Here is an 11,932-nt window from a genome sequence, read left to right as displayed (position 1 = left end):
TTAAATGTACAAATTAGTGGAAACATCACTTCACGTCACCCCTTATGCCATAAAGGATTTTCATGATCTTGCCCTGTGCTAATGGTGCATCCGGTGGTCGTACGTTAGGCCCAGAGATAAAGTGTGAGTTGCCAAACGGTAATGTACATATGTTGCCACCGTTATATTGCAAAATATACGACGGCCGAGAAGTTAAATAGAAAAGGAGCCTAGCGGCTCCTTTTATTATCTAATTAAGTATTAGTGGAAGCTGTAAGGGATAAGAACTTGTAGACGTAAGTCTGTTTCATCCGCATCGCCAGCACCTGCGTACTCATCACGTTCTAGGATTGTACCGTGTAAACGAATGGTAGAACCTTTAAGCGCGCCACTTTGTAGTGAGTAAGATACTGTTGCGTTAACTGCGTATTCGCTTTCGTAATCCCAGTCACCTGATGCTCCGCTTGCTGCAGAGTCAGCGCCAGTACCGTAACCAAAGCCTAGGTAGTAGTTCCAGCCGTTACCTTGGTTGTAAGATAGACGGTTGTACCATGCTAGCTCACCCGCTTTGTTCCAGTCAGACAGCGCGTCCCACCACTGAGACCAAGTACCATTGTTCATACCATATGTATGAATAGTACGAGGAACGAAGTCCGCACGGTTATCTGTGTCTGTGTAGCGCAACTCAGACATCCAAGCTAGCTTGCCGAAAGATTGATTCAAAGATAGACCAGTGTGGAAACCTAGACCATCGTATTTCACATCATCGTCAACACCGTAGAAATCAAATGCTAGAGTTGTACGGTCACTAACAGTGTACTTCAAGTAAGCCTTGTAAGAAGTGTTGTCAGTTTCGTTGTGGTAGCTAGTTACTTGACCTGCACCCCAGTCAACACCATTTGCATATTGAACGCCAGTAGCTTGACCCAAACCAAGTTGCATAAACAAGCTGTCAGTTAGGTTACCGTTTAGGCCTAGAGAGTGTAGGTAGCTCCATGAAGTGTCAGACCAAAGCGCTGGTGCGTAATCATCTTCGTGAAGCAGCCAAGGTGCTGTAAATTGGTCTGCGCCAAAGTAGCTTAGGTTGAAATCACCAAGTTTAGCGTTTAGTTCGAAACCACGGTAAGTACCAGGTACAAAGCTCCAAACGTTACCGATTGTACCGTTACCACCAGCCTGTAACATACCGAAACGAGCATTAAAGTTTTCGTTTGCTTTGAATTTCAGCGCTGCTTTGTAAACTTTAAGCTGCTGACCATCACCTGCACCCCAGTCTAGGTTGTTACAAGTTGAGATTTCGTTACATAGGTAGCCTTCGTTTGAATTGTAAAGACTATCGTTGTAAAGATCGCCAGAGTAGTAAGCCGCAACATCTGCGCCCACCCAACCATCGTGGTAGCCAGAAGTGAAGTCTAAAATTGCGTTGTAAGAAGAGTAGTTTAGACGACTCCAACGGTCACCATTTTCACCGCCGGGCTTACCTGTTGTACGAGTTCGTGAACGAGTATCAACTATGAATAATGCATTCAGACTTGAGTCTTGCATAAATTCGTTCACTTTCTCTACGTACTCGCCACCTGCTGCACTTTCAGTAGACGCTGTAGCTGGAGCGACAGCAACAACACCAAACATTGCTGCGGTTAACGCTGAAACCTTAAAAAATTTGTCCATGGAAAAACTCCTAAAAATGGATATAGCTGTATTTTTCTATCTCACCTTTAGTTGGCCGCCGAAGGAGAGAAGTAAATTCCTGATCAAACCTCATTATTTCTAATTTGGCTTTTTTTAGTTCCTGCATACACACCGTGTATCCACGTGATTAAGACTAACTTCGCAGCTAAAAACATCCAAATGGAACTTATTTTTTTTCTAAAAAAATATGAGCCACTCCAAAGTTCCATATAACTTATTGATCCAGATCTTATTTTTAACATCATCAACACAACACAATAAATTATTATTTAAAATCAAACACTTAAATTGAACTCAAAAGTATCAACTTGAAGTCACTCGCAGACTAAAAAAGCCCCAAAAACCAATAACCCAAGGTTCGATCTTGATCACTGAAAAGAACAAAGGCATCAATTACTCAATAAAAAAACACTTAATTATGAACAATAAAAAGCCCCGCATGCTTACCATACGGGGCTTTTAGTTATTTTTTAGCTTTTTTGAGAAGACTTAATTCATCAGTTCGAGTAAGTCTTGTTCTGTTTTAATTTCGATACCCAGTTCTTGTGCCTTTGCGAGCTTCGAACCTGCATTTTCACCAGCAAACAAAATATCGGTTTTCTTAGAAACACTACCAGTCACTTTAGCCCCCAGTGCTTGGAGGGCTTCTTTGGCTTCTGTACGCCCCAGTTGAGAAAGTGTTCCCGTTAATACTACTGTTTTACCTTCTAATGGTAATTCCCCCACCTGCTCAGTAGTATTAATCTCTGGCCAATGAATTCCTTGTTCAAGCAAATCTTTAACCACCGCTTGGTTCTGTTCTTCACTAAAGAAAGTCGTAATATGTTGAGCAACCACAGCACCGATGTCTTGCACTTCAATCAACTGCTCTTCGGTAGCATTTTGGATCGCTCCCAACGTTTTAAAGTGCATTGCTAAGTTTGCTGCGGTTGCCTCGCCAACTTCACGGATCCCCAGTGAATACAAAAACCGAGGTAAAGTTGTTTCTTTGGATTTTTCTAACGCATTCACAATATTCTGCGCAGACTTTGGCCCCATGCGATCTAGTACGGTTAAAATCCCCGCTGATAACTTAAATAAGTCAGCAGGAGTTTTCACCATCTCACGATCAACAAGCTGCTCGATCACTTTATCGCCTAAACCGTCAACGTCTAACGCTTTACGAGAAACAAAGTGTTTTAGCGCTTGTTTGCGTTGGGCTTGGCAAACTAAGCCCCCCATACAACGTGTTACCGCTTCTCCTTCGATCCGCTCAACATGCGAACCACAAACAGGACACTGAGTTGGGAAAACAATATCTCGAGCTGTTTCTGGTCGACGCTCTTTGATGACAGATACGACTTGCGGAATAACATCGCCAGCACGGCGGATCACAACGTGATCACCAATCTTGACCTGCAGACGTTCTATCTCATCTGCGTTATGAAGCGTCGCATTACTTACCGTTACCCCGCCAACAAATACAGGCTCTAGTTTAGCAACAGGTGTAATCGCACCAGTGCGACCGACTTGGAACTCCACTTCATTCAGTGTCGTCATTTCTTCCTGTGCTGGGAACTTGTAGGCAATCGCCCAACGTGGAGCGCGAGCAACAAACCCCAGACGCTCTTGCACGGCAATATCGTCAATTTTAATAACGACACCATCGATCTCATAAGGGAGGGCATCACGACGCTGCAATATATCTTGGTAGTAAGCTTTTACATCCGCCAAGCTTTCAACTCGCTTAGTTTCCGGACACATTGGCAGTCCCCAAGATTTGATTTGCAAAAAGCGTTCGTAATGACTTGCTGCCAATTCTGCGCCTTGCACCACGCCTACACTGTATGCATAGAAGCTAAGCGGACGAGAAGCCGTAATACGTGAATCCAATTGTCGTAAGCTACCTGCCGCAGCGTTACGTGGATTAACAAAGATTTTCTCGCCTTTCTTCCTTGCTAATTCATTGAGCTTTTCAAACCCAACTTTCGGCATAAAGACTTCACCACGAACTTCAAGACGATTTGGCCAGTCATTACCTCTGAGTTTTAAAGGAATGGCTTTAATCGTACGCACATTCTCTGTGATGTTTTCACCCGTAGTACCATCGCCTCGAGTGGCCGCCTGAACTAAAACGCCATTCTCATATAACAAACTTACGGCGAGTCCATCCAATTTAGGCTCACAACAGTATTCTTTCACACTCTGGCTGCCCACGCGCTCTTGTGCGCGCTTGTGGAAACTATCGAGTTCACTATCATCAAACGCGTTATCAAGCGAAAGCATCGGTACTTCATGTGTCACTTGGCTAAACGCAGAGAGAGGTTGCCCACCGACACGTTGGCTTGGCGAGTCTACGGTTATTAAGTCAGGGTTCTCAGCTTCAATATCCAGTAACTCTCGCATTAAACGGTCGTACTCGGCATCAGGGATCTCTGGGTTATCTTCCACGTAGTAACGCACAGCGTGGTAATGCAACGACTCTTTTAGTTCTTCTAGTCGCTGAAGTACTGATTCAGACATAGTAAAGCCCCGTGTATTTTCAATCGGTGAGGTTGGGAAATCCAAGAAAAAGGGCTCCATCCGGAGCCCTATTATTATTTGCAGTTAAGATTATGCGTTAGCGGCATTAAACTCAACTATTTGACGTCGATAAGATGCTAAACGATCTGGCGTCATTAAGTTGCGCTGGTCATCAAGTACGTTACCACCTAAATCATCAGCAATTTGCTGCGCAGTTCGGAGCATTAAGTTGAAGTTCTGTTCAGCCTCGCCATAACAAGGCAATGTCATGAAGAATGAAATACCCTTCGTTGTAAACTCAGCAGGATCAGCATGTTCAAACGTACCAGGGTGCATCATATTAGCGACGCTAAACAGCACTTTGCCGTTACCGGACAAGTCGACATGACGGTGGAAAATATCCATCTCGCCATAAATTAGACCGTTTTGTTGCATACTTTCAAATAAAGCAGTACCAACAAATGGCTCTTCACCCGCACAGTGCACATTCAATACAATCACTTGCATTTCAGGTTCTAGCTTTGGCTCTTCCTTAGGCTCTGCAACGACAGGCTCACTAACCGTTTCGACTTGCTGTTCTTTCTCCGTAATATCAAACGCGGCGGGAATAGCGTCTTCTTCCACAGCGGGCTGGAATGGCTCTTCAGCTACTGTTGCTTGAACAACAGGCTCAACGTCCTCTTCTTTATCTTTTTCTGCACCAAATGAAGGGATGTCATCCGGCTCCTGCTGCGTCTGTTTGACTTCAGATGGGCCACCGAATAACGGGTCAGATTCAAACTTGTTGTCGAAAGAATTCGCCATCCCAAAATCTGGTTCTTTGCGATCTTTGCGAATGATCTCAAAGTCATCTTCAGGAGCGGGAGCGAAGTCTCGTTCTTTCTCAACAAGATCATTTTTGTCTTCTTGGTTAACATCCAGCTTACCAAGTGGCTTGTTACCAAACTTTGCTTTGCCTTCTTTTTTACTGCTCCATAAACCATGAAACAGTAATGCCGCGATGGCTAATGCGCCAACAACAATGAGTACGAATCGCAATTCCTGCATTATTTACTCTCAATATACTTGTTTTTACTACTCGCAGTTCCTTGAGCAGCAACCCAAGTGCAATAAATCTGAATGATACGTTTACTTTACCAAAACTATATGTAGATTTAGAACAACTTAATGCAAGAAGTTCCGTTTTTTGTTGTGATTCTTGCCACGATTCCACTTAACAAGACGTCATTTGTCAGGGCATTGAAAGAAAAGTCCTCACAGGTACAATGAGTTTTCATTTACACGAAGCCAAAATAGACATGAAGCAAAACAATCAGCAGAGAACCGGGTTCGGTTATTTTCTATACGGGATACAATTGGCACTTGCCCCTAAAATCAGGCGCTTTGTCATCTTACCTCTACTTGCAAATATCTTGCTTGTAGGTGGTGCCATCTTCTATCTATTTTCAAACCTTAATATATGGATAGAAGGCTGGATTGGGCAGCTGCCTGAGTTTTTATCCTGGTTAACTTACATTCTTTGGCCTTTACTCGCTCTGACGATACTCGCTACCTTCTCCTATTTTTTCAGCACGCTCGCGAACTTTATCGCCGCGCCATTCAATGGCCTCTTGGCTGAAAAAGTGGAAGAGTACTTAACGGGACAAAAAGTAAATGATGATGGTTTCACTGCCGTCCTGAAAGATGTTCCTCGCGTTTTAGCTCGTGAGTGGAGAAAGCTCCTTTACATTTTACCTAAAGCAATAGGCCTATTCCTGTTATTGCTCATCCCTGCCCTTGGACAAACAGTAGGCCCATTTTTATGGTTTATCTTTACCGCCTGGATGCTCGCGATTCAATATTGTGACTACCCGTTTGATAACCACAAAATCCCATTTAACGACATGCGTTACAAATTGAAACAAAAGCAAGGTAAGGCCTATGGCTTTGGGGTATTGGTGTCTGTATTTACGACGATCCCAATTTTGAACCTCATTGTCATGCCTGTAGCAATATGTGGTGCAACCGCTATGTGGGTCGCGGAGTTTAAGCACCAACGATAGTCGATTAGAGATTAAGGAAAGGGATCAGCGTCAGCTTTTCCCTTTTCTTTTATCAAGTTCTGGGCCAACCTAATAAGATATAACTTTTTAATCCTTTTCCCTTTTTTTCATACCGCATATTCTTCTATCCATATTCACACAACGTGTAATGAAGGAACATCACTATGAGCAAAATCTACGAAGATAACTCTCTTACTATTGGTAATACACCTCTCGTTCGTCTAAACAAAGTAAGTAAAGGCAAAGTTCTCGCGAAAATTGAAGCGCGTAACCCTAGCTTCAGTGTTAAGTGCCGTATCGGTGCAAACATGATTTGGGAAGCAGAGAAAGCGGGGCTTCTTAAGCCAGGTGTAGAGCTTGTAGAACCTACCAGTGGTAACACAGGTGTTGCTCTAGCATTCGTAGCGGCTGCTCGCGGTTACAAGCTAACATTGACCATGCCTGAATCAATGAGCCTAGAACGCCGTAAGCTACTAAAAGCACTAGGCGCGAACCTTGAGCTGACTGAAGCGGCGAAAGGCATGAAAGGGGCGATTGCTAAAGCAGAAGAAATCGTAGCAAGCAACCCTGAGAAGTACCTACTTCTTCAACAATTTGACAACCCAGCGAACCCAGAAATCCACGAAAAGACTACGGGCCCTGAGATTTGGGAAGCGACAGACGGTGAAATCGACGTATTCGTTGCTGGTGTTGGTACGGGCGGTACTATTACAGGTACTAGCCGTTACATCAAAGGTGAAAAAGGCAAAGCCATCACTTCTGTTGCAGTTGAGCCAGCAGAGTCTCCGGTTATTGCACAAGCACTTGCTGGCGAAGAAATCCAACCTGCCCCACACAAAATTCAAGGTATCGGTGCTGGTTTCATCCCTGGTAACCTCGATTTAGACATTATTGACCGTGTTGAGCAAGTTACCTCAGAAGAAGCGATTGAGATGGCTCGTCGCCTAATGGAAGAGGAAGGTATCCTAGCTGGTATCTCATCTGGCGCAGCGGTTGTTGCAGCGAACCGACTTGCGGAACTACCTGAATTTGAAGGAAAAACAATTGTAACTGTCTTGCCAAGTTCCGGTGAGCGTTACCTAAGTACAGCACTCTTTGCAGGTATCTTTACCGAAAAAGAGAACCAACAATAATATGTGTTCAAATCAATTTTTAGTTTAAAAAAGCCCCGTTTAGGGGCTTTTTTGTTGATCCCTGCCCTACCTTTGGTAATATCAGGGTGTTTTATTTCTAGCTTCAAAATAAAGAAGCAGAACACAAAAAGGTTTCAAAGTGATTACGCACGCAAACAGTTGCGTAGTTACCAAACTTTTGACTAGTATCAGAACTGACGCGCTTTGAACTCTTCCCGTGCTAGCGCACAAGATGTAAAGCAGTTAAGCTAAAATCTGGTCACAAACTAACAAAAAAATACATTTATTGGGGTATATCACATGTACGAGAAGCAAGTAGAAATCACAGCAGAAAACGGCCTTCACACTCGTCCAGCTGCACAGTTTGTTAAAGAAGCAAAAGCATTCGACGCAGACATCACTGTGACTTCTAACGGTAAAAGCGCTAGCGCTAAGAGCCTGTTCAAACTACAAACACTAGGCCTAGTAAAAGGTACTCAAGTTACTATTTCTGCTGAAGGCCCACAAGCTCAGCAAGCAGTTGACCACCTAGTTGCTCTAATGGACCAACTACACTAATCCGGTCTCCTACTCCAGAAGCCATTTTGTGAAAGCAAAATGGCTTCGTTGGAAATAGGCTCAAAACTAAGCTAAAACTATTCGTTAGCGCACCCATTATTCTCCCGTTTTATAAAGTTGACCAAACTTAAGGTAAGGCTATGATTTCAGGCATCCTAGCATCTCCTGGTATTGCAATCGGTAAAGCACTACTACTTCAAGAAGATGAAATTGTCCTAAACACAAACACTATTTCTGACGATCAAGTAGAAGCTGAAGTTCAGCGTTTCTTTGACGCTCGTAACAAATCTGCAGCTCAGCTAGAAACTATCAAGCAAAAAGCGCTTGAAACGTTTGGCGAAGAAAAAGAAGCGATCTTTGAAGGTCACATCATGCTTCTTGAAGACGAAGAGCTAGAAGAGGAAATCCTAGCACTTATCAAAAACGACAAGATGACTGCTGATCACGCTATCCACTCAGTGATCGAAGAGCAAGCATGTGCTCTTGAGTCTCTAGACGACGAATACTTAAAAGAGCGTGCAACTGACATCCGCGATATCGGTTCTCGTTTTGTTAAGAACGCACTAGGCATCAACATTGTTTCGCTTAGCGATATCAACGAAGAAGTAATTCTTGTTGCTTACGACCTAACGCCATCTGAAACTGCACAAATTAACCTAGACTACGTGCTTGGTTTTGCTTGTGACATCGGCGGTCGTACATCTCACACTTCAATCATGGCTCGCTCACTTGAGCTTCCAGCTATCGTTGGTACTAACGACATCACGAAGAAAGTTAAGAATGGCGACATGCTGATTCTTGACGCAATGAACAACAAGATTGTTGTTAACCCATCAGAAGCTGAGCTAGAAGAAGCGAAAGCGGTTAAAGCAGCATTCCTAGCTGAAAAAGAAGAGCTAGCGAAACTGAAAGACCTACACGCAGAAACGACTGACGGTCACCGTGTAGAAGTTTGCGGTAACATCGGTACAGTGAAAGACTGTGACGGTATCCTTCGTAACGGCGGTGAAGGTGTTGGTCTGTACCGTACTGAATTCCTATTTATGGATCGTACTGCGCTGCCAACTGAAGAAGAACAGTACCAAGCGTACAAAGAAGTTGCGGAAGCAATGGACGGTCAAGCGGTGATCATCCGTACTATGGATATCGGCGGCGATAAAGATCTCCCATACATGGATCTTCCAAAAGAGATGAACCCATTCCTAGGCTGGCGCGCTGTACGTATCAGTCTAGATCGTCGTGAAATCCTTCGTGATCAGCTACGTGGCATTCTACGTGCTTCTGCACACGGCAAACTGCGTATCATGTTCCCAATGATCATCTCTGTCGAAGAAATCCGTGAGCTTAAGAAAGCGATCGAAGAGTACAAAGAAGAGCTACGCGCTGAAGGCCACGCGTTCGACGAAAACATCGAAATCGGTGTTATGGTTGAAACTCCTGCTGCTGCTGCGATCGCACACCACTTAGCGAAGGAAGTGTCTTTCTTCTCTATCGGTACAAACGACCTAACTCAGTACACGCTAGCGGTTGACCGTGGTAACGAGATGATTTCTCACCTATACAACCCACTATCACCAGCTGTACTTACAGTGATCAAGCAAGTTATCGACGCTTCTCACGCAGAAGGTAAATGGACTGGTATGTGTGGTGAACTTGCAGGTGACGAGCGTGCAACACTTCTACTTCTAGGTATGGGTCTGGACGAGTTCTCAATGAGCGGTATCTCTATCCCTAAAGTGAAGAAAGTAGTTCGTAACTCTAACTTCGCAGAAGTGAAAGCAATGGCTGAAGAAGCCCTTTCTCTACCGACAGCAGAAGAAATCGAAGCCGTGGTAGAAAAGTTTATTGCTGAGAAAGCTCAGTAATCGGTAGTACCAAGTAATTCAATACTTAATGGCCATTAGACGGCGAAAAAAGTCGTCTAATGAGCTATATTGGTATACTATAATTCGACAGAATAAAACCAAACCTTAGGAGCATGACACAATGGGTCTGTTTGACAAACTTAAGAAGCTTGTATCTGATGACAGCGCTGACGCTGGTGCTATCGAAATCATCGCGCCACTTTCTGGTGAGATTGTAAACATCGAAGACGTGCCAGATGTTGTTTTCGCTGAGAAAATCGTTGGTGACGGTATTGCTATCAAGCCAGCAGGCAACAAAATGGTAGCTCCTGTAAACGGTACTATCGGTAAGATCTTCGAAACTAACCATGCGTTCTCTATCGAGTCTGACGACGGTGTTGAGCTTTTCGTTCACTTCGGTATCGACACAGTTGAACTAAAAGGCGAAGGCTTCACGCGTATCGCTGAAGAAGGTCAAACTGTTAAAGCTGGCGACACTGTAATTGAATTCGATCTAGCTCTTCTAGAAGAGAAAGCGAAGTCAACGCTAACTCCAGTTGTTATCTCTAACATGGACGAAATCAAAGAGCTAAACAAGCTTTCTGGTTCTGTAACTGTTGGTGAAACTCCAGTTCTACGTGTAACTAAGTAATTTTTACTTAATCGAACACGAAAAAAACGCTGCCAATGGCAGCGTTTTTTATTATCTGACTTTTTTCTGAGCGATGTGCATCGCTGAAACACGTTCAACTGAGCAAGCCTAGTGCTGAGCTCGGCCTTTGCTTCGCTTGAGCGAGTAATGCAGTTGTCGCATCTTGGAGCACTTGAGAACGCACCATTTCCGTAGATTCTCTTGCGAAGTCTGTATCTCTTATTCGACTCTTGGATTCTGTAACACTCCGATTCACAGTATTTAAGTTATCCATCGAGCCGTTTACACGGTTCTGAAAGCTGCCAATTTCACTCCGGTGCGAATCAACATACTTAATTGCTGCATCAATCACCCCAATTGAAAGCTGCGCCTTACCTGCCGTCGACATATCGATGTCATCCATTGTGACTAATTGACCAGCGCTCACATCAAGCTCATCCGCTAAACTCCCATCGAGAACCACACCCTCTGGCGCCTTCATCGTAGAAGCGAAGAATTGCAGTTCGTTGTTTTCCGTTACTGAAGCATTCACTATCGATTGTTGAGCATTGATGTAAGTGGCGACCTGTTCTATACGGTCACCCAATTTGAGTCCAATGGATTCCGTTTGGGTTTGCCCTTTACTGTCTTGGTATTCGACTTTTAGGGTTTGGTTATCTTTAGTGACTCGCCAATCTTTATCGACCGCATCACCAACATAATGCTGCCCTCCCATCTCTGGGATATGGCTACGCATGTTACGTAACGTCAAAGAGATTGAATTAGCGTTCGCGCCAATATGGAAACTTTGTGAACCGTAAGATCCATCAAACAGGTTTTTATCCGCAAATGTTGTCGTGATCGCGACACGATCAAGCTCATCTTGCAGCGCTACGACCTCATATTGAATACTTTGCCGATCACTTGAGTCATAACTGCCGTTTGCTGCTTGAAGCCCCAGAGAGCGTAAGCGTTGCAATATGTCACTGCTTTCGTGCAATGCTCCCTCCGCTGTTTGAGCAACAGAAAAAGCGTCGTGCGCATTTCTTAAGGCGACATCAAGCCCTCTCGTTTGTACATGGAGAGTATTCGATATCTGTAAACCTGCCGCATCATCGCTCGCCGAGTTGATTCGAAACCCCGAAGTTAGGTTGCGTTGTGACTCAACATTTTGCGCAGCTGCTTGACTCAGGTGTCTCTGCGCCACCATCGCAGAAACATTGGAATTTAAAGAGATCATCTAATCGATATGAATGCCTTATCGAACATACTGTCAGGACACATCTGAATCGTTATAGCCAATAAGCAAAAAGCCAGGGATGAGCCTGGCTTTGGTTTCTTGCTTTGTTAAATTGATTAACCTAGCAGACTTAGCGCTGAGTTAGGCGCTTGTTTCGCTTGCGCAAGGATTGAGCTTGACGCTTGCGATAGAATTTGTGATTTGGTCATTGCCGTCGTTTCTTTCGCGAAATCTGTATCTTTGATACGGCTCTTCGACGCATTCACGTTCTCGTTAATGTTGTCCAAGTTGCTGATTGCGTGGTTGAAACG

At 44.2% G+C, this 11,932-nt stretch carries 10 protein-coding genes; 5 read left to right on the top strand and 5 right to left on the bottom strand.

Going from position 1 to position 11,932, the window contains the following annotated elements:
* Positions 1-240: 240 nt before the first annotated feature.
* The 3 genes from R7Z77_RS23000 to zipA form a co-directional block, all read right to left on the bottom strand.
* Entirely contained in the window at positions 241-1,650 is a 1,410-nt protein-coding gene (locus tag R7Z77_RS23000) for a hypothetical protein (protein WP_005382055.1), read from the bottom strand.
* A 510-nt stretch (positions 1,651-2,160) separates the two neighbouring features.
* Complete coding sequence (gene ligA, locus R7Z77_RS22995) at positions 2,161-4,173, bottom strand: NAD-dependent DNA ligase LigA (RefSeq protein WP_017634827.1); 2,013 nt, start codon at positions 4,171-4,173, stop codon at positions 2,161-2,163.
* 90 nt (positions 4,174-4,263) lie between these two features.
* On the bottom strand, positions 4,264-5,220 hold the full coding sequence (gene zipA, locus R7Z77_RS22990; protein ID WP_115385804.1) for a cell division protein ZipA: 957 nt from the start codon (positions 5,218-5,220) through the stop codon (positions 4,264-4,266).
* 251 nt (positions 5,221-5,471) lie between these two features.
* Between zipA and cysZ the strand changes: the two genes are divergently transcribed.
* The 5 genes from cysZ to crr all read left to right on the top strand — a co-directional run bounded on the left by cysZ (position 5,472) and on the right by crr (position 10,402).
* The gene (gene cysZ / locus R7Z77_RS22985; RefSeq protein ID WP_025998633.1) at positions 5,472-6,215 is read left to right on the top strand and encodes a sulfate transporter CysZ; all 744 of its coding nucleotides are present in this window, start codon (positions 5,472-5,474) and stop codon (positions 6,213-6,215) included.
* A 164-nt stretch (positions 6,216-6,379) separates the two neighbouring features.
* Complete coding sequence (gene cysK / locus R7Z77_RS22980) at positions 6,380-7,348, top strand: cysteine synthase A (protein ID WP_005382045.1); 969 nt, start codon at positions 6,380-6,382, stop codon at positions 7,346-7,348.
* Between the two features lie 300 nt (positions 7,349-7,648).
* Entirely contained in the window at positions 7,649-7,906 is a 258-nt protein-coding gene (locus R7Z77_RS22975; protein WP_005382043.1) for an HPr family phosphocarrier protein, read from the top strand.
* A gap of 140 nt (positions 7,907-8,046) precedes the next feature.
* Positions 8,047-9,771, top strand: a complete 1,725-nt coding sequence (ptsI, locus tag R7Z77_RS22970) for a phosphoenolpyruvate-protein phosphotransferase PtsI (protein ID WP_033906926.1) — start codon at positions 8,047-8,049, stop codon at positions 9,769-9,771.
* Positions 9,772-9,892: 121 nt separating this feature from the next.
* Positions 9,893-10,402, top strand: a complete 510-nt coding sequence (gene crr, locus R7Z77_RS22965) for a PTS glucose transporter subunit IIA (protein WP_005382041.1) — start codon at positions 9,893-9,895, stop codon at positions 10,400-10,402.
* Positions 10,403-10,496: 94 nt separating this feature from the next.
* Here crr and R7Z77_RS22960 read toward each other — a convergent pair whose 3' ends face one another.
* Both R7Z77_RS22960 and R7Z77_RS22955 read right to left on the bottom strand, forming a co-directional pair.
* Positions 10,497-11,621, bottom strand: coding sequence for a flagellin (locus R7Z77_RS22960; RefSeq protein WP_005382040.1), 1,125 nt, complete (start codon positions 11,619-11,621; stop codon positions 10,497-10,499).
* A 116-nt stretch (positions 11,622-11,737) separates the two neighbouring features.
* The coding region (locus tag R7Z77_RS22955) for a flagellin (RefSeq protein WP_031855108.1) at positions 11,738-11,932 on the bottom strand (195 nt) is incomplete at its 5' end.

Source organism: Vibrio sp. 1401, assembly GCF_033340295.1.
This window is presented reverse-complemented; position numbering and strand designations above follow the sequence as displayed.

Bases quoted from the DNA above. Each gene is read 5' to 3' on its own strand.
- R7Z77_RS23000 (WP_005382055.1), bottom strand. From the start codon at position 1,650: ATGGACAAATTTTTTAAGGTTTCAGCGTTAACCGCAGCAATGTTTGGT.
- ligA (WP_017634827.1), bottom strand. From the start codon at position 4,173: ATGTCTGAATCAGTACTTCAGCGACTAGAAGAACTAAAAGAGTCGTTG.
- zipA (WP_115385804.1), bottom strand. From the start codon at position 5,220: ATGCAGGAATTGCGATTCGTACTCATTGTTGTTGGCGCATTAGCCATC.
- cysZ (WP_025998633.1), top strand. From the start codon at position 5,472: ATGAAGCAAAACAATCAGCAGAGAACCGGGTTCGGTTATTTTCTATAC.
- cysK (WP_005382045.1), top strand. From the start codon at position 6,380: ATGAGCAAAATCTACGAAGATAACTCTCTTACTATTGGTAATACACCT.
- R7Z77_RS22975 (WP_005382043.1), top strand. From the start codon at position 7,649: ATGTACGAGAAGCAAGTAGAAATCACAGCAGAAAACGGCCTTCACACT.
- ptsI (WP_033906926.1), top strand. From the start codon at position 8,047: ATGATTTCAGGCATCCTAGCATCTCCTGGTATTGCAATCGGTAAAGCA.
- crr (WP_005382041.1), top strand. From the start codon at position 9,893: ATGGGTCTGTTTGACAAACTTAAGAAGCTTGTATCTGATGACAGCGCT.
- R7Z77_RS22960 (WP_005382040.1), bottom strand. From the start codon at position 11,621: ATGATCTCTTTAAATTCCAATGTTTCTGCGATGGTGGCGCAGAGACAC.